The organism is Pseudomonas sp. FSL W5-0299, assembly GCF_005930655.1.
Lineage (GTDB): Bacteria > Pseudomonadota > Gammaproteobacteria > Pseudomonadales > Pseudomonadaceae > Aquipseudomonas > Aquipseudomonas mandelii.
The window spans coordinates 78,881-104,514 of record NZ_RXHX01000023.1 but is presented as its reverse complement, the minus strand read 5'-3'; the positions used below and the strand labels follow the sequence as shown (position 1 = coordinate 104,514).

General features: G+C 59.2%; 20 protein-coding genes and 3 pseudogenes. 10 read left to right on the top strand and 13 right to left on the bottom strand.

Going from position 1 to position 25,634, the window contains the following annotated elements; all coding sequences use genetic code 11:
• The 3 genes and pseudogenes from FHL16_RS23565 to FHL16_RS34535 all read left to right on the top strand — a co-directional run.
• A partial coding sequence (locus FHL16_RS23565) for a transposase domain-containing protein (protein ID WP_138739067.1) occupies positions 1–218 on the top strand: 218 nt, incomplete at its 5' end.
• A gap of 382 nt (positions 219–600) precedes the next feature.
• Positions 601–2,153, top strand: a protein-coding gene (locus FHL16_RS23560; protein WP_138739066.1) for an IS3 family transposase whose coding sequence is annotated in 2 segments (ribosomal slippage) — positions 601–1,063 and positions 1,063–2,153 — 1,554 coding nt in all. Because the reading frame shifts where the segments join, the coding sequence is not laid out codon by codon here.
• A gap of 193 nt (positions 2,154–2,346) precedes the next feature.
• Positions 2,347–2,523: pseudogene (locus tag FHL16_RS34535) on the top strand (carbonic anhydrase); the annotation flags it as partial.
• Between the two features lie 210 nt (positions 2,524–2,733).
• Here the strand turns inward: FHL16_RS34535 and FHL16_RS34740 are convergent.
• The 9 genes and pseudogenes from FHL16_RS34740 to FHL16_RS23510 all read right to left on the bottom strand — a co-directional run.
• Positions 2,734–2,880, bottom strand: a pseudogene (locus FHL16_RS34740) (transposase domain-containing protein); the annotation flags it as partial.
• Positions 2,881–3,247: 367 nt separating this feature from the next.
• Positions 3,248–4,432, bottom strand: a complete 1,185-nt coding sequence (locus FHL16_RS23545; RefSeq protein WP_077749430.1) for a type III PLP-dependent enzyme — start codon at positions 4,430–4,432, stop codon at positions 3,248–3,250.
• Positions 4,429–6,204 (bottom strand): IucA/IucC family protein, encoded by a 1,776-nt coding sequence (locus FHL16_RS23540; RefSeq protein WP_077749429.1) that lies wholly within the window; start codon positions 6,202–6,204, stop codon positions 4,429–4,431. Before FHL16_RS23540 ends, FHL16_RS23545 begins: the two co-directional genes overlap by 4 nt.
• Positions 6,201–7,343 carry an MFS transporter gene (locus FHL16_RS23535; protein ID WP_077749428.1) on the bottom strand — a complete coding sequence of 381 codons (1,143 nt, stop codon included), beginning with the start codon at positions 7,341–7,343 and terminating at the stop codon, positions 6,201–6,203. The genes FHL16_RS23540 and FHL16_RS23535 overlap by 4 nt, the downstream gene beginning before the upstream one ends.
• Positions 7,328–9,109 (bottom strand): IucA/IucC family protein, encoded by a 1,782-nt coding sequence (locus tag FHL16_RS23530; RefSeq protein ID WP_077749427.1) that lies wholly within the window; start codon positions 9,107–9,109, stop codon positions 7,328–7,330. The genes FHL16_RS23535 and FHL16_RS23530 overlap by 16 nt, the downstream gene beginning before the upstream one ends.
• The gene (locus tag FHL16_RS23525) at positions 9,106–10,305 is read right to left on the bottom strand and encodes an ATP-grasp domain-containing protein (RefSeq protein ID WP_032861802.1); all 1,200 of its coding nucleotides are present in this window, start codon (positions 10,303–10,305) and stop codon (positions 9,106–9,108) included. The genes FHL16_RS23530 and FHL16_RS23525 overlap by 4 nt, the downstream gene beginning before the upstream one ends.
• A gap of 74 nt (positions 10,306–10,379) precedes the next feature.
• A complete protein-coding gene (locus FHL16_RS23520) occupies positions 10,380–12,488 on the bottom strand; it encodes a TonB-dependent receptor family protein (RefSeq protein ID WP_077749426.1) in 2,109 nt (702 codons plus the stop codon).
• A 21-nt stretch (positions 12,489–12,509) separates the two neighbouring features.
• Complete coding sequence (locus FHL16_RS23515) at positions 12,510–13,274, bottom strand: HpcH/HpaI aldolase family protein (protein WP_032861804.1); 765 nt, start codon at positions 13,272–13,274, stop codon at positions 12,510–12,512.
• Positions 13,275–13,584: 310 nt separating this feature from the next.
• Positions 13,585–13,989, bottom strand: a pseudogene (locus FHL16_RS23510) (histone deacetylase); the annotation flags it as partial.
• Between the two features lie 73 nt (positions 13,990–14,062).
• Between FHL16_RS23510 and FHL16_RS23505 the strand changes: the two are divergent.
• From FHL16_RS23505 to FHL16_RS23495, 3 genes are all read left to right on the top strand, one after another.
• Positions 14,063–14,632 (top strand): GNAT family N-acetyltransferase, encoded by a 570-nt coding sequence (locus FHL16_RS23505; protein ID WP_010467427.1) that lies wholly within the window; start codon positions 14,063–14,065, stop codon positions 14,630–14,632.
• 103 nt (positions 14,633–14,735) lie between these two features.
• Complete coding sequence (tesB, locus tag FHL16_RS23500) at positions 14,736–15,605, top strand: acyl-CoA thioesterase II (RefSeq protein ID WP_077749425.1); 870 nt, start codon at positions 14,736–14,738, stop codon at positions 15,603–15,605.
• Positions 15,602–16,195: an HAD family hydrolase gene (locus FHL16_RS23495; protein WP_010467429.1), complete on the top strand. Its 594-nt coding sequence runs from the start codon at positions 15,602–15,604 to the stop codon at positions 16,193–16,195. The genes tesB and FHL16_RS23495 overlap by 4 nt, the downstream gene beginning before the upstream one ends.
• Before the next feature lie 98 nt (positions 16,196–16,293).
• Here the strand turns inward: FHL16_RS23495 and FHL16_RS23490 are convergent, their stop codons facing one another.
• Positions 16,294–17,253 (bottom strand): alpha/beta fold hydrolase, encoded by a 960-nt coding sequence (locus FHL16_RS23490; protein ID WP_077749424.1) that lies wholly within the window; start codon positions 17,251–17,253, stop codon positions 16,294–16,296.
• A complete protein-coding gene (gene ypfJ, locus FHL16_RS23485) occupies positions 17,254–18,147 on the bottom strand; it encodes a KPN_02809 family neutral zinc metallopeptidase (RefSeq protein ID WP_077749423.1) in 894 nt (297 codons plus the stop codon).
• A 253-nt stretch (positions 18,148–18,400) separates the two neighbouring features.
• On the opposite strand from ypfJ, the gene FHL16_RS23480 reads away from it, so the two are divergent.
• Together FHL16_RS23480 and FHL16_RS23470 are read left to right on the top strand one after the other, a co-directional pair.
• Complete coding sequence (locus tag FHL16_RS23480; RefSeq protein WP_010467435.1) at positions 18,401–19,177, top strand: IclR family transcriptional regulator; 777 nt, start codon at positions 18,401–18,403, stop codon at positions 19,175–19,177.
• 227 nt (positions 19,178–19,404) lie between these two features.
• The gene (locus FHL16_RS23470) at positions 19,405–20,283 is read left to right on the top strand and encodes a DMT family transporter (protein ID WP_010467437.1); all 879 of its coding nucleotides are present in this window, start codon (positions 19,405–19,407) and stop codon (positions 20,281–20,283) included.
• A 49-nt stretch (positions 20,284–20,332) separates the two neighbouring features.
• Here FHL16_RS23470 and FHL16_RS23465 read toward each other — a convergent pair whose 3' ends face one another.
• Positions 20,333–21,634, bottom strand: coding sequence for an MFS transporter (locus tag FHL16_RS23465; RefSeq protein WP_010467439.1), 1,302 nt, complete (start codon positions 21,632–21,634; stop codon positions 20,333–20,335).
• A gap of 387 nt (positions 21,635–22,021) precedes the next feature.
• On the opposite strand from FHL16_RS23465, the gene quiC reads away from it, so the two are divergent.
• Together quiC and FHL16_RS23455 are read left to right on the top strand one after the other, a co-directional pair.
• Entirely contained in the window at positions 22,022–23,923 is a 1,902-nt protein-coding gene (gene quiC / locus FHL16_RS23460) for a 3-dehydroshikimate dehydratase QuiC (RefSeq protein ID WP_077749421.1), read from the top strand.
• 102 nt (positions 23,924–24,025) lie between these two features.
• The gene (locus FHL16_RS23455; RefSeq protein ID WP_042932539.1) at positions 24,026–24,703 is read left to right on the top strand and encodes a TetR/AcrR family transcriptional regulator; all 678 of its coding nucleotides are present in this window, start codon (positions 24,026–24,028) and stop codon (positions 24,701–24,703) included.
• Between the two features lie 71 nt (positions 24,704–24,774).
• Here the strand turns inward: FHL16_RS23455 and FHL16_RS23450 are convergent, their stop codons facing one another.
• Entirely contained in the window at positions 24,775–25,629 is an 855-nt protein-coding gene (locus tag FHL16_RS23450; protein ID WP_077749420.1) for a shikimate dehydrogenase, read from the bottom strand.
• Positions 25,630–25,634: the final 5 nt, after the last annotated feature.

The window sequence follows — 25,634 nt, the reverse complement described above, 5'->3', positions numbered from 1 at the left end:
CGTTCGTTATCGGTCGTAAGGCGTGGCTGTTCAGCGACACGCCCAAAGGCGCTACCGCCAGTGCTCAGATCTACAGCTTGGTGGAGACCGCCAAGGTCAACGGCCAAGAGCCTTATACGTGGCTACGCCACGTACTGGAACAGTTACCACATGCGCAGTCGGTGGCGGACTATGAAGCACTGCTGCCGTGGAACTGTTCGCCAGAGATACGACGTTAAGCCTGACCCTATCGTGGGTGGTTGGATCGTACGCTATCGAGACCTTTCGATATCCTTTGCTGTACCGCCAAATCCACCATGCACGTAATAGATTCGCGACGTTTTTTGGGCCTCCAAAGCCCTGTAAAAACAGAAAATACTACCCCCGGTACAACAATAGTCCTACCCCCGGTACAGGTCCAAAATGGCTCACATGAGCACAGATAGGGCGTACTTCTGTATTTATGTGGCATTTATGTGGCATTTAAATACCACAGAAATAGGGCCCATATTTTGTGCCACCTGAAATACCCGGCCTTGGCATTTTCCCCCGGTGTCAGGATAGTTGTCGCCTCTCCGGTTTTTCCTAAAAAAGTATATCGGGGGCGGAAAGAGACTGGTCGTGCCGTACTATTCACCTGAACGCAGAGCCGCATTACTTAAGATGCTGCTTCCCCCGCTGAACCTGTCGATGGCCGAGGTTTCCCGGCGCGAAGGGGTCAGCGAAATGTCTTTGTCCAACTGGCGCAAGCAGCTCAGTTCTGAAGGAAATGCAGTGTCCGAAAACAAGCCGTTGACCGAGAACTGGTCAGCCGAAACCAAGTTTGCTGTTGTCCTTGAAGCGGCCGGCTTGTCCGAGATCGACCTCGGCGAGTATTGCCGCCGCAAAGGCCTTTACCCCGAGCAGATCACGGCGTGGCGACAAGCGTTTATCGCTGGCCAGAAGTCGGAAAAAGCCCAGCAAAAAGAAGACCGAGAGCAGTCTCGCAAAGATAAGAAACGCATTCAGGAACTTGAGCGCGAACTGCGCCGCAAAGACAAGGCGCTGGCTGAAACCGCCGCGTTGCTGGTGCTGCGAAAAAAGCTCAACGATTACTGGGGGATCGACAACGAGGACGACTGACCGCGTTGCCGGAACGGCAGTTACTCGTGACCTGGTTGAGTGAGGCCCGGGTGGCAGGAGCCCGAAAGATCAGGGCATGCCAGGAAGTCGGTCTCTCGCTCAGAACCTTGCAGCGCTGGAGCGAAACCGAGGCTGTTCAGGCCGATGCCCGAACGACCACGGTACGGCCCACGCCACGCAATGCGTTGAGCGAGGTCGAACGACAAGCGATCATGAGCCTGTGCAACAGCCCGGCGTACGCCCATTTGCCGCCCAGCCAGATCGTGCCGAGGTTGGCCGACCAACAGCGCTATCTGGCGTCGGAAGCGACGTTTTATCGAGTGCTGCGTGCAGCGGGTCAACAACAGCATCGTGGTCGTAGCCAGCCCCCCAGGCGCCACGCCGCACCGACGACTCACGCGGCCAAAGGCCCTAACCAGGTGTGGTCATGGGACATTACGTACCTTCCCTCGCCAGTGCGTGGCAAGTATTACTACCTGTACCTGATCGAGGATATTTACAGCCGCAAGGCCGTGGGCTGGGAGGTTTACGAAGAAGAAAGCGGCGAGAAGGCGGCTGCGCTACTGCAACGTAGCGTGATCGGCGAGCAGTGTTTGCACGAGCCACTGGTGTTGCACTCGGACAATGGTGCACCGATGAAATCGCTGACGCTGTTGAGCAAAATGCATGATCTGGGCATCACGCCGTCCCGTGGCCGACCGCGAGTAAGCAATGACAACCCGTACTCGGAATCACTGTTCCGGACGTTGAAGTACTGCCCGCAATGGCCGACAAATGGCTTTGCCAGCCTGGACGCCGCCCGAGCCTGGGTAAGGGATTTTATGCGCTGGTATAACCACGAGCACCGGCACAGCCGAATCCGCTTCGTGACACCGGCCGAACGGCACCGTGGCCAGGATCAGCAGATCCTGGCTCGGCGTCATGAGCTGTATGAGCAAGCGCGGGAGAAATGCCCGGAGCGCTGGTCTGGACAGACACGAAACTGGGAGCCGATCGGCACGGTGCTGCTGAACCCGGATCGGGAACAGCAGGTCGAGAAAAGAGCGGCATAGTTAGACGGTTGACGCGACAACTACCTTGAAAAACGCCGTTTTTGTGCCACTGAAATAACCAAACTTTGGCACTGTTGTGCCACTAAAATAGCCAAACATTGGCATTCTTATGCCAGCAAAATAGTAAGTGAGCTATTTATGCGCCACAGGTAGAGAAATAGGGGGCCGCGTCTGGGACAGGTGGTGACTTTGAATGTGGGGTTCATGGAGCGCTTACGGTGAAAGTGCCGAAGAGGCCCTGCGGAACATAGTCGAGGGCTACCAGCGGTTTCGCGACGAGGTCTATCCTTAGCAGGCTGCCCTGTTCAAGAAGCTCGCCCACGAACAGGCACCTCGCGCCATGTTCATCACCTGCGCCAACTCGCGCATCGCCCTGGGAGCACATCAACCTGACCGGCGATTACGTCTGGCGGCAAAGCCGCAAGCTTGAAGAGGGGAAATTCAGGCCACTACGGCAGGTCGGAAACCCTTAGCGTACGATTTTTTCCGAATTCTGCGGCCCCCCCTTTATAGAACAACCGCATGCGAAGAAAATGTCCTAATTTTCCCTTATCTCGGCATGACCCCCTGTTGACGTCGGTTGCAGCGCTTCAAGTTCAGCCTCGATAGCAGCGATGTCGGTATCGATCAAATCGTCGAGCAAGCTGGCTTGATCCGGGCTTAATTGCTCGCTGCGCTTGACAACTTTGATGCGCTTGAGCAGCGCGATCTCGTAGGCCAGTTTCTCGTTTATCTGCCGATGTAACGGAGCACGCGGGTCAAGTTGAATACAAATAGATGGTCAGATGCAATGCAAATGGGTGGTCAACTACGTGCAATTACGCAAACTGCAAGATCGCGAGTTTATCCCTATTGTTCACAGGGAGTGTCAAAACTGCTCTGACCCACTCATTATATGACCCGATTGTCATCTCGGCATGTTGTCCGCTGGCAGACGGCAACCCCATTGGCAAGTGCCGAAACCTCATTATGGGACTTCGAAAGGAGTTATCACCACCCACTTCCCATCCGTTGAAAATTCGGTTAAGCAGGATGAAAGCTGTCCGAAGAGTTTGAAGGACACATCGGACAAGCAACCACAGATATGCGTGGAATCAGCCCTCGATAAAAACCTTCAATGGTGGTTCGTGCATCAGGAAGTTCTGGTGCGAGATGTTCCAGGCATAGGCGCCCGCGAGAGTGAATACTAGCAGGTCACCAATCGCTAGCTGCGCCACCGGTTGTTGTCTGGCAAGGACGTCCTTTGGCGTACATAACTGACCCACCAGCGTCACGGACTGATCGCTGATTTGTGCCGGCTGAGTGCCTCGCAGTACGGTGAACGGATGGTCGTGGCCTTGAGCCGCAGGCGTGCGAAAGTGATGAGTACCGCCGCGTCCGATGGCAAAAAACTCGCCGTGGCTGCTTTTGATGTCCAGCACCTGCATGATGTAGTAGCCACATGCTGCGCTGATGAAACGGCCGATCTCGAAACGCATGCGCGTCGCGCCCATGTCGTACTCATCGATCAACCCCTTCAGGCCCTGACAAAACCGTGGCCAGTCGAACGACTGCGCCGCGTCCTGATAGTTGATGCCCATCCCTCCGCCGACGTTCAGTAGCGGCAGTTGCAGGTCGTAGTTGGCGCATATCTGGCGGAAGGTCAGGAAGTAGCTGCGAATCAATTCAAGGTGTGCGTCGACATCCAACTGGTGCGACAACAGATGAAAATGCAGTCCCTTGAGCTCTAGGGACGGCTCTTCGCGCAGCAATTGCAGGGCGCTTGCAAGGCCTTCTTCATCCAGACCGAACGGCGTGGGTTTGCCACCCATGACCAATCGGCTCTGCGGTGTCTGGGCCAGCTTCAGATTCAGCCGCAGCATCACCGGAGCCCGCACTCCGCGTTCGCGGGCGATGCTCGCCAGACTTCGCAGTTCGGTCACGCTCTCCACGTGAAACGCCGAAATCCGGTACTGCAGGGCGATATTCAGTTCGCGATCGAGTTTGCCGGGGCCACCAAAGATCAGCGGCTGGTCGGGGCACTGTTCATGTAGCCACGTCAGCTCGCCGCCGGAGGCAGCCTCGAAACCGTCCACCCACGGCGCCAGGGTTTTCAGCACCAGGGCTTCCGGGTTGGCCTTGGCGGCGTAGAACAATTCGCAGTTTTCGGGCAGTACCTGACGCATTGCCTTTACGTGCCGTTCAAGGGCAGGCAGATCGTAGACGTAGGCGCACAATGGCGCGTCGTGTTCAGTCTTGAGCTGCTCGATGCGTCGGGTGACGGAGGCAGGAAGGTTCATGCTTGTTTCCTCTTTTCAGTCATCGTCAGCGGGCTGGGCAGTAAGGTGTAACCGGCCTCGCGGTCGGCGCGCATCATCAGGCGCGTCATGAAGTTTTCCTTGCTTGGGAAGGGCGCGCCGGCGCACAACTCACGCAGTTCAGTCGGATGGCCCAGACGCGTGGATTGCGCGTGCAGCAGGTCGCCGATTCGGTCCCACAATTGTTGTTCCAGCGCGCCGCTGCCGTTGGCCAGATGGAAGATCGCTTCGCCGAGATTGTTCACCAGTGCGCAGTAGCCCACTCGTTGCCAGGCCTTTTGCGCGCTGTAGTACACCGAGCTGCGGGTACGTTCATCCAGCGCACTCAGGCGTTCAGGGGGCCAGATTTCAGGAACCAGCTTGGTACCTTCTAGATCGCGAATCCAGACCTGACTGGGCAGGCCGTTTTCAGCGAAGCCGATGACCGTGTTCTGCAAATGCGGCTCCAGCGCCACGCCCTGACGGAACAGGCAATACAGCACACCGCCGAGCATCTGACTGGCATAGGCATCCAGCCAGTTCAGCGTGGCTTGCTCAATGGTCAAGCCGGTATTGTCGGCGTAGCGCTGTACCTGTGGGTGGCAGACACTGCGACTTTGTTGATCCCAGGTAAACAGCGCCATTGCCACTTGCGGCTGATAACGCTCGCGTTCGGCGACGGGAAGGTTTTCCCGGTAAACGATACCGAAACATTCGGTGACTTCGCGGGCCTCCTCCAGCGTACCCAGGGCACTGAGGTCCAGGCTGGTGGCGCAGGGTTCGGGCATCAACATAAAGCCCGGTTGTTGCGTCGCCAACTCGCTCATGATGGGGCCGAGCAGGCGAGTGAGGGCGACGGCGCTGTCGAGTTCATACCAAGCGTTCTTGCGTACGCAGTTGGTCAGGCGCACGTGCATCGAGAACTTCATGAAGTAGGCCATCTGCGGATGGTAGAGCGTGCGCACCGACGACGTCGGGTACATGGCCTGACCCAGGGGGCCGAGGTAGGTGATCAAACCCTGTTGCTGCGCCCATTGCACCAGCGGGTTGGCAAGCACGCGGGCGACTTCCCAGGGGTGGCACGGATAGGCGTCCTCGCGCCCCGACAGTTGGCGCAGCGTGCTGCGCGGATCTTCGCCCTGATGACGAATCAGCGTCGGATCAACCTTGAACCAGTGCAACTGAAAGCGCGCCCCAACTTCCGGCGAGCAGGCCAGCAAATCGTCACGGGAGATGCCCTCGCGACTTTTCGGTGTCGGATGCAGGGCATGGCCCCACAGTTGATGTTGCTCGGACGCCAGCAGGCTGTCGGCTGCTTGGTTGGCCGGGCGTGAATGCCGCAGAAAGGTGCGGGTGATCTGCAGGCTGTTGCCGATCTGTTGCAGCATCTCGCCGACGCGGTCGGCTCCACTCAGCGGGGTACAGAGCAGGCGCGCCAGTTCGTGGGCGTTCAACGGTCGCCAGCTCTGGTTATTGCCTTTGAAATAGGGGGCGCTGATGTAGTGGCAGCGGCCCAGAAGACTGGCGCGGTCGATGCGTACGACCAAGCGGCCACTGGGTAGGCGAATGCTGATGCAACGGCCATTGGCCTGGCGCAGGCTCATCGGCAGATCCTGTGCTTGATCGTTCAGGTTCGCTTCGTTGCGGGGCAATGCGTATTCGCGCAGATAGCAATTGAGCAGGCACTCGATGGCATGTCGCTGGGCTTCGCCATCGAGGGCATGGTCATGCTGGGATACGGTGTTCAACGATACGGTATTGATAGCGAGCGTCATGCCGGAATCTCCCGGGAGGTCATCAATAGAGGGCGCGCGAGTACCATGGCCGTCATGGCCGCTAGGCACGCAACGAGAAAGGGGGACGCAATGCCGAAGGTCTGACTGACCAGAGCGGCTGCGACACCAGCGGCGGTACCGGCCCATTTGCCACTGGAGTCGAACCAGCCGAACAGGCGACCGGCGCTGCCTTTTCGGCTGCGCTGGCTCAGGCAGCGGTGCAGCCCGACAAAACTGAGCAGCATGCCGGCTCCGCTGAGCAGACGCAGAATGAACAGGGATTCGGCCTGCACACTCCAGAATTGCAACGCGTTACTGATTACCAGCAGTGCCAGCCCCGGCAATAGCAGGTTGCCCTGATGCTTCTGAACCCAGGGCAGGGCCAGCAGGTAAACCAGATGCGGCAGGCTGTAGAGCACGCCGATCATGGCATCGCTGCCAATTCCCAGCTGCTCGCCGAAGGGCATGAAGTAAGGAAAGGTGACGACCATCGCGAAGCTGAACAGAAACTGCACCGCCATTAGCCGCGGCATGTCTTCCGGCAGGTCGCCCAATGCCTCTGCTTTTTTGCTGTCCAAGACATGCTTGGGGGCGTCCTTGGGCAGCGGCAGGATGAGTACGAAGGCCAGCAGCGGTAACCAGGCCAGATAGCGATACAGGCTCAATCCCATGCCTTGCGCGGTCAGCAGCCCCAACAGGATCGGGCCGCTGATCATCGCCAGGCGCGCCGAATACTGCGTCCAGTTCAGGGCGCGGGACAGATCGCCTTCCTTGAACTGAGTCGACAGGTAGGCGTTGGACGCCGCCATCGCGCCGCCGAAGGTGCCCTGGATGATCAATGCCAGGACGAACACCGGCAGATTGGGGCTGAAGCCTGCCAGCAGGAAGCCCGCGAACAGTCCGGCATGCGCACGCAGCAACGACAAGCGACAACCGTTGCGATCGGCCCAGCGTCCCCAGATCGGCGCCGCCAGTGCGGTGCATAGTGTCGGCAGTACGAACAGCACCCCGATGGCCCAGCCTGGTGTGTCAGGTGCGAGGTCGGCGAGGATGCGCGGCAAGTACAACGGAATACCCAGCGCCGTGAAAGCCGACAGGTAATGCCCCAGCAGAACGCTGGTGATCAGACTCCGTTGCATGGAGCATCCTCCAGCAGGAAATTCGCCGCGCTGTAGCCATAGAACTTGTTGATGTCGCTAGCACCGGAATGCGCTTTGCTGAACAGGCTGCCGGCGCTGAGCAGGTATTTCACCGGCAGTTTCGGGCTGTCGAGCAGCCATTGACGCGCGTCGTCACAGTCGATGCCTTCTGCTTCGAGATGTTGCAGACAGGTCTTGAGACGCTGACGCAGCGTGCCGTACAGACCGGATCGAGAGGCCAGGCCTGCGGTCGCTATCGCTTCTAGGATCGCAACAATATTCAGCTGCAAGGTGATGGTGCAGAACATCTCGGCCAACGGTTGGCTGCTGTCGACGCGAATGCGCTCGTCCTGCAAGACTGCCGGCAGATCAGCGAGATCCGGGCACGCATGGGTGAAGCGCTGATGCCACAGGCGAGCGGCGTCGTTGTCCTTCATCAGCAGACGCAATGGCTGACCTTGTTCGAACATCAATACGGCGTTCTGCTGGTTGGCCTCCAGCGCGATGCCGTAATGCAGCCACAACCGCAGATGGACCTGCAGCAGCAGATCGAGATAATCGTCCAGCCAGTGTTGCAACGAACCTGCGTAGAAGCGCTCGGCCAACTGTTCGAGGAAAAGGCGTCCATCGGCAAGCGGACTGGCCAACGCGGCGACAGGTACGAGTGTGGTGTTCTCAAGACCCGTCGGGTAACGGCGCACGATATAGGCTAGGTGACGACTTTCGTCGGCATGACCACCGTGTTTTTCGTCAACGTGCAGATAACGTGACGCCAGTGCCGGATCGCGCTCGGTCAAGGCCTGCAGGGTGGTCTGGAACCAGTGACCGTCGTATAGGGTGCTGGGCTTGATCAGGCGCAAATTGCGCGCACCGAGCGTGCTGACTAACAACGGTAGTTTGATGTGCCACTGAGGTTGATTGATGCAGACCACCGTGCGCACGGACAGCGTAGGTTCGACCTGCATGGCCGAACGTGGAGCCTTGAGCGTTCCTTCAGGCAGGCCGTATTGCTCCAGTTCGCCCCATGTCAGCGGGTGTACTGGCAGTAATGAATGGCTGTTTTGCAAGGTCGGTGACAAGCCGACGTCCTCGAAGTTTGGCCAGTGCGGCGGCTGCGGGCTGGTCAGAGTCAGGGCGTTGTTGGGAATCGCCAGCCAGTTGAGTTCGAAGCGCGGCGCAAATTCCGGCGCGTAGCCTTTGAGTGCGGCGGCATCGAAGCCGCTTTTGGCCCGCGCCGTTGGATAGAACGGGTGATCTAGGTAGCTCGCCAGTTGATCGATCTTCAGCAGCCTCTGCGACCAGTCCTTCAGGTCAGTCACGTCGCTCAGCGCGGGCGCATGTTGGCGATACGCTTGATTGCACAGGGTCCGGTGTTCGGTCGCGCAATCCGCTTCTTTCAGGTACGCCGCGAACAGCGTCAGACTTTCTTCGTCCAGACCGTGGCTCAGGTGGCCCAGCCAGAGCCCGTAGCCGTGTTGAACCTCGCCGTGGCTTTGCGGCGACACTTTGATCCAGGCGTCGCCTGTACCGATCCAGTCCTGCAACGGATACGCCTTGACCACCGGCAGCCATAGTTCGTCGGCGCCCAGATGGGCGATTCGCAGCCAGCTTGCGTCGGGCTGATGCTGCAAGTGTTGACTCAGTTCTTCCGGCAGCCGACAAATCTGTCCTGTGCTGACGATCCCTCGGATGTCCTCGCGCAGGCAGCAGTCGATGATGCGTCGAGTAATGAACGCCTGATCCGCGGCGTCCGGATAGAGGCTCATGCCATCACCCACTTCAGGTCGTTCAGAGTCGAATTCAGTTGCGCTTCGAGGCTCACCTCATCCGGCGCGATCAGTCTCAGTACGCCGACGTAGTCCTTGTTGGAATGGCTGATGGTCACGGTGTCGCCGGTGTTGTGAAGTGCGCGGTAATCGCACCAATGGCCCTCACGTTCGACGTTGAAGCTGGCGCTGGCCTGATCCAGACGCCCCGAGCGGTCGACCACAAGGTAATGAACGGTTGCTTCGGCTTGCGCCGGTTGCGCGTCGATCAGGCTGTCTCCCAAATACAAAGCGACGATGCGGTCGAACCAACCCTGTGGCAGCAGCCGATCAAGCAGGAACTCGCGACCATCGCCGATGCTGCGATAGTTGATCTCAACCAGTACCGGGCCTTGGGCGGTCAGAATGAACTCGCTGTGGCAAACCCCGAAATTGACCCCGAACGCGGCCACTTGAGCTAGCGCGCCGGCGCGCTGCGCGCGGCTGAGTTGTCCATTCCAGCGTGCGGCGAGTTCTACGAAATGCGGCGGTGCTGAAAGGGTGACGTCGAAGCCACCGATGGCTTGCAGGTTGCGCCCGTCGCCCAGTGTCTCGAGGGTGAATAAAGGACCTTCCATGTACGCCTCCAGCAACAACGCCCGGTCCGGTTGCTGCTGCCAGAACTGTTTGCAGTAAACGGCCAGATCGGCGGCGTTGTGACACAGTCTGACGTCCAGGCTGGCGACGCCTTCACGAGGCTTGGCGACCACCGGCCATGGCGCATCGGTCGGCAGTTTGGAATTCGATGTAATCACCTGGAACCATGGGCCGGGCAAGCCGAGACGTTGCATGCGCTCGCGCATGGCCGCCTTGTTCTTTGCCGCATAGCACAGTCGCCAGTCCTTGCCGGGGCATTCGAATATCTCGGCCACCATTGCTGTCGCGGTCTGCAGGTGATCGCTGTTGGAGAACACTGCGGCGGGGCGCAAACCTTGGCTGTTGAGTGTCTCGACGACCGCTAGCGGATTGAACACATCACATTCGATAACGTGCAGCTCATCCGGCGAAATGTGCGAGGTGGCGAGCAGGCGCCGGTGTTCCTGAGCGTGGTCGGTGATCACCACGATCGGCAACCCGCGTTTGTGCGCGGCAGGCAGGAAACCCTCAAGAATGGCAGGGTGGGCGACGTGGGCAAGAATGACGAATGGGCGTTGCATGGCAGTTTCCTGGGGGCAGCAGTTGCCCGTCCCGGAGGATCGGGCACTGGTTTACAAGTGCGCAAGTGCGCGGTTTAGAAGCGGTAGTTGACGCCTAGGGTGAGCGAGCGCTCTGGCGCGGGTTGACGACCCCACGGGCTGGTGTCGATACCGCGGAAGTAGTATTCGCGGTTGAACAGGTTGCTGATGCCCGCGGACGCGGTCAGGACGCTTTTGTCTGCCAGCTCGAACTCACGCTCAATGGCGGTGTTCCAGACCCAGTAAGCTGGCAGTTTGCCCACACTGGCTGTGGCATCTTCATCGCTGGAGTTGGCGGCATCGGTGTAAGCGCTGCTGACATACAGGCCGTCAAGGTTGTAGGTCCAGTGCTCGGCAAAACGGTAACGACCGTCAACCGTGAACTGATTGCGCGAGGAGTACGGCACTTCGTTGCCCTTGAATGTGCCGTTGCGTTGCTTGGCATCGAGGTACGCATAGCTGGCGTGCAGGTCCAGATCAGGTAGAGCTTGCGGCGTCCAGAAAATCTCGCTCTCGAAACCTTGGTGACGTGTGCTGCCAAGGTTATTGAAGCGGTCAGTCGTGGCGTTGTAGCTGATTTGGTCGTCGAAATCGATGCGGTACAAGTTGAAGTCGACGCGCATGCCGTCCCATGGCGTATAGCGCACGCCGGTCTCGTAGTTCCACGCCAGTTCGGCGCCGACATCGCCTTCCTTGACGATCTGCGTGACTTGCGGTGGACGCAGGGACTTCTGGGCGTTGGCGTAGACAAACCAGGCGTCGGTCGCCTGGTAACCCACCGTCAGGCCCGGCAGCCATTCTTCGGATTTGTTCTCGCGCGAGAACCCGGTGATGCCGTCTGCGTAATCCATGCGGGCGTTTTCGTAGCGCACGCCGGGGGTGATGGCCAGGCGATGATCGAGCAGACTGATGGCGTTGCTGAGGTAGAACGCGCGGGCGTCGTCATCGAACTTCCAGTCCCGGAACGGCCTCGTCACGCCGGTAGCGACGCGCTGGCGGTTGACCTTGTAGTCGATGTCTTCGCTGACATAACGGGTGCCCAGCAACCAGGTCTGGCCAACCGTGTCGCCATCGATGGTGGCACTGATGCGCGGCTCCGTGCCCCAGACTTTAAAGTCGCGTGGGCCGTCCTGTTTGGTCACCGCCGTACCGTCCGGAGTGAACGGCAGACCGACTACGAAGTTGCGGTAGCTGTCGTGGGCGAAGTTGGTCCAGCTGTATTCTACTGAGTCGAACGGCCCCATGGCGCCCAAGCGCTGGGTGTAGGTGCCCCACACGCGATTGGTGTCGCCCTCGAAGCGGTCCAGCGGACGCGTCGATTGCCGTGGATCATCCTTGTAATCCTGCACGCTGAGTGCTCCGGCCAGGTCCATATCGGCCTTGTAGTGCTGGATACCGAAGCTCAGATCGCGATCGTCGTCAATGTTCCACTGGCCGCGCAGACGGTAGTTCTGCACATCGGTCTCGGAGTGCTCGCGCCCGTATTCGCCACCCAGGGTATTGAGGTCCAGTTGCAGGCCGAAGTTGTCGGTCAGGTAGCCGCCGGTGCCCACATAGTTGTCCCACAACTGGCGCCCGCCAGCATTGAACGTCAACTTCTCCTGCAGAGTGGTTTCCCACTCGCGCGGAATCGGCTTGCTGATGAAGTTGATCACCCCGCCAACGTTGTTCGGACCGTATTGCACCGCTGCGCCCCCACGCACGACATCAATACGGTCTACAGTGGCCATGGTCACTGGAAACAGCGACAGACCCGTCTGGCCGTACGGCGCCAGTGCTAGTGGAATGCCATCCGACAACGCTTGAATCCGGCCACTACGACTCTCGTACAGCCCGCGTACCGATATCTGTGGCAAGGCGCCGGTGCCGGTTTCGTCAAAGATCTTGATGCCCGGTACCCGTTGCAGCGCGTCGTCCACACCGCGGACGCTGGCTTTTTTCTGTTCGCTGGAGTCGACAACGCTGCGACTGCCGGCATAGGTACGCACCTCCTGATCGCTGGCCGTCCCGAGAACGTCACCCTGAATCATCATGGGTGCCAGTTCCATGTTACTGGCAGGTCTGGTGGACAAATCGACGGGTTGATCGGCGGCCACGGCACCGTGACAGATGCCCAAAGTGATAAGACTGAGTGAAAAATGTAGGGAGTTTGTTGTTGTTTTCATGTGGACTACGTTGGCTTATTTTTACTGTTGGAGAGAATGCAGGCGGGCTTTCAATGCGTTATGCAGCAAGCCTCGGTCTTCACCGGCCAGAAAACTTCGGATCCCGCGAGCGCGCCACAGCGTGTTCTGTTCGGCCGTGCGGGGATTTGCGCAGAAAGGTATTGCGGCGCTGAGGCAGGCATCGGCCATGTTTTGCAGCGTTTGCCAGACTTGAGGATTGAGCGGGTCGGGGCCCAGATCGAGATCGAGCGACAGATCCAGAGCGCCTTCCATGATCATGCCGACCCCCGGCAGTTGCAGAATCTCGCCGAGAGCGTCGACCCCGGCGCGGCTTTCGATCATGGGAATAATAGGGGTCTGACGATTGGCCAGATCGATGTATTCGGGTAATGGCAGGCGACCGAAACCGGTAATGCGTCCGCCGGTTATTCCGCGTTTCCCCAAGGGGGGAAAGAACGCCGCTTCGATGGCGCGCTGAACTTGCGCAGCACTTTCGGTGCGTGAAAGGACAATGGCTTCGATGCCGGCATCCAGTGCCCGACCGATCAGTTTTTCGTCCACTTGAGGTATGCGCAGCCAAGGCGAAATGCCAGCGGCCTCACACGCGCGGACACAATGCATGATGTCTTCTTCGGAGCGCAGTAAGTGCTCAAGATCGAGAATCACGAAGTCGTAGCCCGCAAACGCGAGCATTTCGCAGAGCATCGGTGAAGGTAGAGAATTGAGCAAGCCGTAGACGTTGTTCCCTGCTTGTAACCGGGAAAACACCGGAGAGGTTCGTATCACTGACGCATATCCTTCAGGGTGGATGCACGCTAATAATAATCATTCACAATCATAAGTAAACATTTTTAGTCGCCGATTCGTGATATTCGTGATGGTCCTCATAAAAATCCCGTTCTTGGTGTAATGCTGTTCACTGATTCACCCCGGATTCCCGCCACGATTCACCCGATGGCATATGAGGGGGCTGGGGCGATTTCTGAGTTTTGTAAACACCTCGTCGAATCTCGGGTATTAATTTCCACTTTTTAGAAACCTTGACTCTCCAAGGGCCTTATTTTCGCGGTCTAACAAGATTTGTTTACATAATTTGGTCGGCATAAGTGCAGAAACCCGCCGGATAGTCGTAATGCGCGTGATGGGTGCCTCCGGCCAAATGACAGGCCAGCCCATGTTCCAGCGCCTGTTCTGCCGCAAGCAACGATCCGCCGACCGCCCGCACGGTGCGTCGGGCCAGCGCTTCGCTCCAGGGCAGGCCGAGGCGCCGCTGGTCTTCGCGGGACAACTCGCCGCTCATGTAGCGTTCGATATAGGCAGCGTCATGGGCGAGGGCGAGAATCTCCGGGGGGCAGAGCTCCGGGCGCAGCAGGTCGGCGTCCCGGGTCAGGCCGCTGTCCACCAAGTGATCGCGCAGCAGGCGAAATTTGTCCATGGGGAAGCGGTGATCCGCCGGGAATTCGGGGCTGTAGTCTTCGTGGTAGATCAGCGGCAGCGGCATAACGAATTCAGGTAGGAATGAGTGAAGGATCCTACCAGCGTTGTAGACTTGCGGCATGGAAAGGGGAGCAAAGATGGAGCCGATACTGGAACTCGAGAGCGCACGACTGCTGTTGCGGCAGTGGCGCGATGAGGATTTGCCGGAGTTTGCGGCGATGTGCGCCGATCCACAGGTGATGCGATATTTTCCGGCGCCTTTAAGTCGTCTGGAAAGTGCGTCGCTGATCGGACGGATTCGCGGGCATTTTGCCGAACATGGCTTTGGTCTCTGGGCGCTGGAGCGCAAGGACACCGGGGCATTCATCGGTTTCACCGGCCTCGGTGTGGTTGGTTTCGATGCGCCGTTCACCCCGGCGACCGAAATCGGCTGGCGCCTGGCGCGCGAGCATTGGGGCTTGGGTTATGCCAGTGAGGCGGCGTGGACCGCTCTGCGCTGCGGCTTTGATCGGTTGGCGCTGCAAGAAGTCGTGTCGTTCACCGCCAAAGACAACCTGCCTTCGGAAAAAGTCATGCAGGCGATCGGCATGCACCATGATTCAGCCGATGACTTTGACCATCCCAAGCTCGCGGCCGATCATCCCCTGCGTCACCATGTGCTGTATCGCATCTCCCGTGAACAATGGCTGCAAACCTTGCATGGATAAGCAGTCACGGACGTTTACAATGGCTGCCATGGGCCCTGGCCATAAACTGAATCGACCGCCGCAGCCAAGACTGCGCGGCAAGCTTTGTGTGAGGAGAGTCTGAATGAGCCAAGTGTTGGATGATCTGGTCGATTTGCTGACCCTGGAACCGATCGAAGAAAACCTGTTTCGTGGCCGCAGTCAGGACCTGGGTTTTCGTCAGTTGTTCGGCGGTCAGGTGATCGGTCAGTCGTTGTCGGCGGCCAGTCAGACAGTCGAAGAAGCGCGCCATGTGCATTCGATGCACGGTTATTTCCTGCGCCCGGGCGATTCCGCGTTGCCTGTGGTGTATCAGGTTGACCGGGTGCGTGATGGCGGCAGTTTCAGCACGCGCCGGGTGACGGCGATCCAGAAAGGCAACCCGATCTTTACCTGCAGCGCCTCGTTCCAGTACGACGAAAAAGGCTTCGAGCATCAGGCCGAGATGCCGACCGTGGTCGGCCCGGAAAACCTGCCCTCGGAACTGGAACTCACCCAGCAGCGTGCGCACCTGATCCCTGAGCACATGCGCGAGAAATTTCTGTGCCCCAAGCCGATCGAATTCCGACCGATCACCGAGAAAGATCCCTACAACCCGCAACCGTCAGATCCGATCAAGTACGTCTGGTTTCGCGCCGACGGTGCTTTGGCCGACTCTCCGGCGTTGCACAAATACCTGCTGGCCTATGCCTCGGACTTCGGTCTGCTGACCACCTCGATGCAGCCCCATGGAAAATCGGTCTGGCAGAAAGACATGCAAGTCGCCAGCCTCGACCACTCGCTGTGGTTCCATGCGGATCTGCGCGCCGATGACTGGTTGCTGTACGCGATGGACAGCCCCTGGGCCGGTAATTCTCGCGGGTTCACCCGTGGCAGCGTGTTCAATCGTGCCGGGCAACTGGTGGCTTCGGTGACTCAGGAAGGCTTGATCCGTCATCGCAAGGATTGGGCATGAGCCTGGCCGAGGTGCGGCACTGGGTGTTCGACATGGACGGCACCCTGACGGTGGCCGTGCATGACTTCGCGGCGATCCGCGTGGCGTTGGCGATTCCCGCCGAAGACGACATCCTGACCCACCTCGCGGCGCTGCCGGCCGATGAAGCGGCCGCCAAGCATGCTTGGCTGCTGGAGCACGAACGGGACTTGGCGCTGGGTTCGAAACCGGCGCCGGGTGCGGTGGAGCTGGTGCGGGAGTTGGCCGGGCGCGGTTATCGTCTTGGCATTCTCACGCGCAATGCCCGGGAGCTGGCGCACGTAACCCTGGAAGCGATCGGCCTGGCTGACTGTTTTGCCGTGGAGGATGTGCTGGGGCGTGATGAAGCACCGCCTAAACCGCATCCCGGTGGTTTATTGAAACTGGCCGAGGCCTGGCACGTGCCGGCGAGCGAGATGGTGATGGTCGGTGATTACCGCTTTGATCTGGATTGCGGCCGAGCGGCGGGGGCGCGGACGGTGTTGGTGAATCTGCCGGATAACCCTTGGCCGGAGCTGACGGATTGGCATGCGGCGGATTGTGCGGTGTTGCGGGAGATGCTTTCGGCTTGAGGGCTCCTTCGCTGGCAAGCCTCGCTCCTACAGTGGGGCGCGCTGCCCTTGGAGGAGCGAGGCTTGCCCGCGAAGACGTCTGATCAGGCCATACAAACTCACTGACCAAACAATACCTTCTGCCCCTCCGGTGACGTCAGCATCCCATCCCCGTTATGCCCGACCCCTGGCACTTCAACCAGCCGCTGATTCACCCCTTTCGGATTACGACGCAGCAGGTAATTGAAAAAATTCTTCCCGCGAACCAGACGATAAGCACCTTGGGCTTCGGCCTCGCAACTTTTGTCCAGCGCCGGATGCTGCGGGTCGGTGTCTTGCTGCCCGAGCAGATAAGTCACGTCCCGTTTGACGTAATTTCCTTCAATCTGTGGTGCCGTTTGCCCACTGGCATATACCGGTAAATCCGTCAGCCCGTATTTCCAGCGATTGAAACCGGGGCACGCCGCATGGTTGAACGCCACTGGCCGCTGCTCATTGAAATACGCATAGGACGAAGGGTTGGCGACCACGTAGCGAAGCTTCACGCCGGCGGCCGTCAAGGCCGGTTGCTCGCGGGCCAGCAACGCATATCGCTGCACCACCTGAGCGCCACCGGAGTGGCCTGCGAGGATGATTTGCTTCACGTCCGGAAACTGTCGATGGTCGCCGACTCGCTCGATGATTTGATCGAGGGCTGCAAAGGAACTCAGCGCAAAAGGAGCGGTGGATAAACCTCCTGCCATCCAGTCATTGCCCTGCCAGCGCAACACCGTGTCTGCCACAGGATGAAGTGCGATGTCGGTTTCGTTGAGGAATTGCGGCGCGATCACCAGGGTGCTTGCACTTTGCCCGGCCAGTTCCGCTGCGCGCTCGGCGCTTTGGCGATAGGTTTCAGCGTTGCGCAGACGACCATGGATGATGATCAGCACGCGTTCGATTTTCGCGGGCGCCGGGCCGAGGCTCACCGCCATCTCACCTTCTTTCAACAACAACCGCCCGGGGCTGAGCTCTTTGACGCCATGCTCCGCAGCCTGGGTGCTCGCGCAGGTGAACAACAACATCAACAACCACTTATTCATTTAAAGGTTTTTCGCCGCAAAGGTATCGCACTGGCCCACCTGGCCTTGCGCAAATCCGGTTTTGAACCAGCGCACCCTTTGCGCTGATGTGCCATGGGTAAACGAGTCCGGTACCACCCGACCCTGCCCCTGTTGTTGCAAACGGTCATCGCCGATGGCGTTGGCCGCGTTCAAGGCTTCTTCGATGTCACCCGGTTCCAGCCAGTTCAGACGCTGCTGCGCATTGTTGGCCCAGACACCGGCCAGGCAATCGGCCTGCAACTCCTGACGCACCAACAAGCCGCCATCACCTTCCATCTGCCGGCCTTGCTGGCGAGCTGTCTGAATTTTCGCGGAAACGCCGAGCAATGTCTGAACGTGGTGTCCGACTTCATGAGCGATCACGTAGGCCTGGGCGAAGTCACCGGCCGCGGAAAAGCGTTGCGACATTTCCTGGAAAAAAGCCATGTCCAGGTAGACCTTCTGGTCGGCCGGGCAATAGAACGGTCCGGTCGCCGATGTCGCCAGACCACAGGCCGAATTAACCCGGTTGCTGAACAGCACCAGCGTCGGGTTTTTATACTGCCGACCGGCCTGCTGGAAAATCTGGCCCCAGGTGTCTTCGGTATCGCCGAGGATCGAGCGCACGAATTCGGCCCCTTCATCATTGGCCGGCGGCGCCTTGCGGCTCTGGTTGGTGGCCGGTGCCGATTGCTCGGTCATTTGTCCGGTCAGTTGCCCGAGGATTTGCATCGGGTCCTGGCCGGTGAGCCAGCCGATCCCCACAATCAGGATGATCGCGGTCAGGCTCAGGCCTTTGCCGCCACCAAAACGCATCCCACCGCCACCGCTGCCGGCATCATCACCACGGGCGTCGACCACGTTGTCGCTGCGTCGGCCTTTTTTCCATAGCATGTGGGAATCCTCTGATTGTCCGTGGTGATGAGTGTTGCTGGTGTGGGGGGGCGGCGCCAGTCCGGCTGTCCGGCATTTCGTTCACTGGCCGGAAGAATCGCTGACTGTAGGAACATGGATCACCCATTGAATTCCGTCAGGGCGCGGATTTTTATCGAACGGGCGACCCGCGGGTCTGTCGAGTAGCGGGTTCCAGATTTCGCATTACAGGGTTCATCTTCTAGAATCAGGCAAATTGTAGGTGGAACCTCCCATGGCTGGCAGTCAGATCGAACGTGTCTTCAATGTGCTCGAAAGCCTCACCAGTGACCCTCGCGGTCTGCCGATGCAGATGCTCGCGGAGCAACTGGACATCCCGAAAAGCGCAACTCACCGCCTGCTCGCGGAACTGATCAGGTTGGGTTATGTGCGGCAGAATCCAGAGAACCTGCGGTATCACTTGTCCACCAAACTGGTGGCGATGGGGTTTCGTTATTTGTCGGGCAGCGGCGCCGATATCGTTCAGCCAGTGCTGGATCGCCTGGCCCAGGACACCGGGGAGTTGGTGCGTCTGGGGGTGATTGAAGGTGAGCGGCAGATCTGGATTGCCAAGTCCCAGGGGGCCCGTTCCGGCCTGCGCTACGACCCGGAAATGGGTCGCGATGCGCCGTTGTTTTATACCGCGTCGGGCCATGCGTGGCTGGCGTGCATGAGCGATGCCGAAGCGTTGTCGCTGGTTGAGCGCCAGGGCGGCGAGCAGCCAAAAGACCTCGGGCCGAATGCTCCGCGATCCAACATTGAACTGCTCGAACGTCTGCGTTTGGCGCGGGAGCAGGGCTATGCCTGGGTCGAGGAAAGCTCGGCGGTGGGCACCTCGGCGATCGCGGCGGTGGTGCGGCATCCGAGCGAGGGTCGTGTGATCGGTGTGCTGAGCATCGCCGGACCGAGTGCGCGGATGCCGGGGGCGCGGTTGCATGAATTGGCGCCGCTGTTGTTGAGGTATACCGAGGAATTGGCGGCGGCGAGTCTGGCGTCGGAGTTGTTCAGCTAATTTACGGGGAGCGAGCCTGCTCGCGAAAGTGAACTTTCAAATAGCTCAAATGTTGAATGTCAGTCCGCCATCGCGAGCAGGCTCACTCCCACGGTTGATTTTTATTGATCGTGAAACTGTGCGGTATTCGAACACTTTCGGCTGAAGCTTGTGTTGGAATCTGGAACCAGGTTCTAAATTATTGGAACTCGCCGCCCGAGACACGTTTCACTTCTCAAGGGAAACCCATGACCGCCAGCACTCCGCTTTCCGGCGTTAACCAGCCCTTCAAAGGGATTTTGCTGATTGTCGTCGCCACTTTCCTGTTTTCCAGCCATGACGCCTTTTCGAAATACCTCTCGGGCTTCTATCCGATCGTGATGGTGGTCTGGGCTCGTTATGTGGTGCACACCTTGTTGATGGCCGGGATTTTTCTGCCGCAGTCCGGGTTGCGCGTCCTACGGACCAAACGACCGATGCTGCAGTTGGTGAGGGCGTTGTGCCTGTTGGGCACCAGTTTGTTTTTTACCACCGGCCTGCAGTACATCCCGTTGGCTGAAGCGACGGCGGTCAACTTTCTTGCGCCGGTTCTGGTGACTGCGCTCTCGGTGCCGCTGCTGGGGGAGCGCGTGACACGTGGCCAATGGATCGCGGTGATTTGCGGGTTTGTCGGCGTATTGATCATCGTCCACCCCGGTGGCGATCTGTTCACGCCGGCGGTGTTGCTGCCGCTCTGTTCGGCGCTGTTTTTCTGCTTTTATCAGTTGCTCACTCGCAAGCTCAGCAACATCGACAGCCCGACCACCAGCAACTTCTTCGCCGGCTTGTGCAACACCCTGGTGATGAGCGCGCTGGTGCCGTTCTTCTGGCAAGTGCCGACACTGGGGCATGGTTTCATGATGGTGGCGCTGGGGACCTGCGGGATGACCGCGCATTTGTTTCTGACTCAGGCCTTCCGCCACGCCGCGCCCGCGTTGTTGGCGCCGTTCGGTTACTGCCAGATCGTCTTTGCCGGTTTGCTGGGCTGGCTGCTGTTCTCCCACACACCGACCCTGACCACGGTGATCGGGATCGCGGTGATTTGCTGCAGCGGGTTGGCGGCGGCGTGGCAACAGAGTCGTCGGTAGGAAAATCAAACAGGCAGGCCTGGAACCAGGCCTGCCAAGGGAGGGAACTTTACTCGGTGACAGTAGGAATCTTGCGCGGTGCCATGAAGTACATCCAGGTCAGAGCAATGAAGTACATCGCCGGAATCAGGGTGAACAGCACGGTGTAGTTGTTGTTGGTGACCGTCAGGATGTGGCCGACCAACTGAGTCATGAACATACCGCCGATGGCTGCGCACATGCCGCCGAAGCCAAATACCGTACTCATCATGTGTTTAGGCGTGTAGTCCATCACCAGGCTCCAGATGTTGGCGGTCCAGGCCTGGTGCGCACCGATGGCCAGAGAGATGGCGAACACCGCGACCCACAGACTGCTCGAACCCGCCGCCATGATTACGCCGACGATGCAGCAGGCGAACAGGAACATGGACAACAGGCGCGCCTTGATCGGATTCATGCCGCGGCCGATCAGGAGCGAGGACAGGATCCCGCCGCCGACGCTGCCGAAGTCTGCAGTCAGGTAGATGATGATCAGCGGGATACCCATCTGGGTCACGTTGATCCCCAGGTTGTATTGCTGATTGAGAAACGGCGGCAGCCAGTACAGGTAGAACCAGAACACCGGTGCGGTGATGGAGTAGGCGAGGGCGAAGGCCCAGGTGCCACGCATGCGCAGGATTTTCGAGAACGGTACACGGGTCTGCTCCGGCTCGACTTCCTTCTGGATGTAGTCCAGTTCCGATTGTTTGACGCTCGGATGGTCTTCCGGGTTGAAGTACTTCAAACCCCAGAACAGCAACCAGATCCCGCCCAGTGACGCCATGCACAGGAACGCGGCTTGCCAGCCCCACACGTGCAGGATCAGCGGCAGCAGCATCGGCGTGAACATTGCGCCGACATTAGTGCCGGCGTTGAAGATGCCGGTGGCCACGGCGCGCTCGCCGGCCGGGAACCACAAGCGCGTGGTTTTCACGCAAGCCGGGTAGTTGGCGGCTTCGGTCAAACCGAGGATGAACCGGCAGACCATGAAGCCGACCGCCGACGTGGCCAGGCCGTGGGCGCCGGTCGCCAGGCTCCAGAGCAACACTGCGCAGAAGAACACGCGCTTCACGCCGACCCGATCGATCAACCGGCCTTGCAGCACGAAACCGATGGCGTAGCCGACCTGGAACCAGAAGTTGATGTTGGCGTAGTCCATCGCCGTCCAGCTCATTTCCTTGGCGAGGATAGGCTGCATGACGCCCAGTGCAGCGCGGTCGATGTAGTTGAGCGTGGTGGCAAAAAACACCAATGCCAGCATGCCCCAACGGGTCTTGCCGACCGCCATGGCGCCGCGAATCTTGTCGCCGATACCGCCGCTGGCAGGAGTCATGGAGGAACGCTCCACGGGAGAGCTTTGAGAAGGAGTCATGTAGGCCACCGATTATTTTTATGTGGTGTTCTGAGTCTTTGGTCATCGAGACCGATGTGTGTGACCGGGCTCAATGTGTCGTCGATGTTGGGCAGTGGACGAAAAATCGTCAATTCGCCAAGGGCCATTGTGTTCGATAATCGCACGCAAAACTAACTGGGTAGTACACTTTAAATTGCTGTGTTCGACTGCCAAGCCAATAATTCCCCCGAGAGAAACGCGATCCCTGTAGGAGCCAGGCTTGCCGGCGATGGCGTCCTCAAGATCGCCTTCGCGAGCAAGCTTCGCTCCTGCAAAAAAGGGTGCGACGCCTTTAACAAGATTGTCTCCACCATCGGGAGCCGAAATATGCAGCGTTCCATTGCCACCGTTTCCTTGAGCGGTACCCTGCCGGAAAAACTCGAAGCCATTGCCGCCGCCGGGTTCGACGGGGTGGAGATCTTCGAAAACGACCTTCTCTACTACGACGGCAGCCCGCGGGAAATCAAGCAGATGTGCGCCGATCTCGGGATCGCGATCACACTGTTTCAACCCTTTCGGGACTTTGAAGGCTGCCGCCGCGACCGTTTGCATCGCAATCTGGAACGGGCCGAGCGCAAGTTCGACCTGATGCAGGAACTGGGCACCGACCTGGTGCTGGTGTGCAGCAACGCGTCCGCCGATTCCATCGGTGATGAAAATATCCTCATCGACGACTTGCGCCTGCTGGCCGAACGCGCCGGCGCACGCGGGTTGCGGATCGGCTACGAAGCGCTGGCCTGGGGCCGGCATGTGAACACCTGGCAACAGGTGTGGAACATCGTCCGTCAGGCCGATCATCCAAGCCTCGGTGTGCTGCTGGACAGCTTTCACACGCTGTCGCTCAAGGGTGATCCGAGTGCGATCGCCGAGATCCCTGGCGATAAAATCTTCTTCGTACAAATGGCCGACGCACCGATTCTGGCGATGGACGTGCTCGAGTGGAGCCGGCATTTCCGCTGCTTCCCGGGTCAGGGCGAATTCGATTTGCCGGGCTTCCTGGCTCCGATCATCAAGAGTGGGTACACCGGGCCGCTGTCGCTGGAAATCTTCAACGACGGTTTCCGTGCCGCGCCGCCTCGGGCCAATGCCGCCGACGGTTTGCGTTCGTTGCTGTATCTGGAGGAGAAAACCCGTCAGCGTCTGGCACAGGAAACGACACCGGCGGTCAGCCTCGACATACTGTTCGAAACGCCCAAGGCCAGCGAATACAACGGCATCGAGTTTCTCGAATTCGCTGTGGACGAAAGCCTTGGCGCCAAGCTTTCCCATTGGCTGGAGCGACTGGGTTTCGTCAAGGCCGGGCAACATCGCTCCAAGAGCGTGAGCCTGCTGCGTCAAGGTGACATCAACCTGATCCTCAATTCCGAGCCTTACTCGTTTGCCCACAGTTTTTTCGAAGCGCACGGTCCGTCGCTGTGCGCCACCGCCGTGCGGGTCAAGGACAGCGCCAGTGCGCTCGCTCGGGCCGTGGCCTACAAGGGGCAACCGTATCGCGGACTGGTCGGTCCCAATGAACTTGAGCTCGCTGCCGTGCGCGCACCGGATGGCAGCCTGATTTATCTGGTGGATCAGGACGCCGATGTCTACGGCACTGATTTCCATCTGCAACCGGCTGCCGTGGCCGGTGGTGGCCTCAAACGCATCGACCACATGGCGATGGCATTGCCGGCCGACAGCCTCGACAGTTGGGTGCTGTTCTATAAGAGCCTGCTGGATTTCGAAGCCGATGACGAAGTGGTGCTGCCCGATCCTTACGGTTTGGTGAAAAGTCGAGCGTTGCGCAGTCGTGACAGTTCGATTCGCCTGCCGCTGAACATTTCCGAAAACCGCAACACCGCGATCTCACACGCGCTGTCGAGTTATCGCGGCTCCGGCGTGCATCACATCGCGTTTGATTGCGATGACATCTTTGCCGAAGTCAGTCGTGCCAAAGAGGCGGGCGTGCCGCTGCTGGATATTCCGCTCAACTATTACGATGACCTCGCTGCACGGTTCGATTTCGACGACGAATTCCTCAGTGAACTGGCGTATTTCAACGTTCTTTATGACCGCGATGCCCAAGGCGGCGAGCTGTTCCATGTGTACACGGAGCCGTTCGAAGGGCGGTTCTTCTTTGAAATCATCCAGCGCAAAAATGGCTACGCCGGTTACGGTGCGGCCAATGTGGCGGTACGCCTGGCGGCCATGGCCAAATCCCGAAGTGGTGCGGTACGTCTGGCAAAGTTGTAGGAAAATCGTAAACACGGCGACAAACCGCTGCCGCGCGGCTTCCTTCACTGGGCGGTGCGGCCCATAATCGCCAGCCTGTGCAGTGATGGCCGTGAGCCCGCAATGACGATAACTTCAGAACTCTCCGCAGTGCCCGCCGAACCGATTGCCGGGCCGCGCAAGAGTCGCAAGAACAACCCGGAAAAGACCCGCGAGAACATCCTTCAAGAGGCGATTGTCGAATTCGTCCAGCAAGGGCTTTCCGGTGCTCGCGTCGATGCCATCGCCGAGCGCATCCACACTTCCAAACGCATGATTTATTACTACTTCGGCAGTAAGGAACAGCTGTACGTCGAGGTGCTGGAGAAACTCTACGGCGACATCCGCAACACGGAAAACCATCTGCACCTGGCCGAACTGGCGCCGGTGGAGGCGATTCGGCGACTGGTGGAATTCACCTTCGACCACCATGATCGCAACGTCGATTTCGTGCGCATCGTCAGCATCGAGAACATTCACAACGCGGAATACGTGAAGCGTTCCGATGCGATCAAGGCGATGAACAACACCATCCTCGATTCCCTGGGCGTGATTTTGCGTCGCGGGGCTGAAGAGGGCGTGTTCCGTTCAGGGCTTGAGCCGCTGGATGTGCATCTGCTGATCAGCTCGTTTTGCTTTTATCGCGTGTCCAACCGCCATACCTTCGGTGAGATTTTTCAGATCGACTTGCCGGACGAAAGCATCAAGCAGCGTCATCGGGAAATGATTTGCGAGTCGGTTTTGCGATACCTGCAGGCCTGACCTGTGGCGAGGGGGCGTCGGCACGCCGCATCGCCCCGTTGGGCTGCGATGCAGCCCTCATACTTTCAACCTTAGCCATTCATGCTCTGAAAATGCGCCAACATCCGCTGCGCATCCGGCACCACGCCACTGAACAACTCAAACGCCTTCACCGCCTGAAACACCGCCATGTTGCCGCCATCCAGCGTTCGGCAACCCAAGGCGCGGGCATTGCGTAGCAACTCGGTTTCCAGCGGAAAATAAACAATCTCCGCCACCCACAACTCAGCCCGAAGCAACTCCACCGGAACCGGCATGCCCGGCAGTTTCTTCATGCCCATGGGCGTGGTGTTCACTAACCCATCCGCCTGGCCCAGCGTGCTCGGCAAATCATGCCCCGCCATGGCCCGGCCAGCGCCGAAGTGTTGATTGAGATTGTCCGCCAAGGACTGCGCACGGCTGATCTCCACATCGAAAATACTCAGCAGCTGTACGCCTTCGCTCAACAGCGCATGGGCCACTGCCGCCCCGGCCCCGCCAGCGCCCATCTGGACCACACGCTCGCGGGCAACGTCCTTCAAGCCCCGGCGAAAACCCTCGGCAAAACCGAGGCAATCGGTGTTGTGGCCGATGCGCTTGCCGTCCTTCAGCACGACCGTGTTCACCGCCCCGATGCCGCGAGCTTCCGGCGACAATTCGTCGAGCAACGGGATGATCGCCTGCTTGCACGGGAAGGTGATATTCAGGCCGGTGAAGTTCATGCGTTCGGCGGCCATCAACAGATCGGGCAGGGCGCTGCTGTCGAGTTTCAACTGATCGAGGTCGATCAAGCGATACAGATAACGCAAACCCTGGGCATCACCTTCATGCTCGTGCAGTGCCGGAGTACGGGAAGCCTGGATGCCGGCGCCGATCAGCCCGGCCAGTACCGCGTTGTTCTGAGTCACGGCGC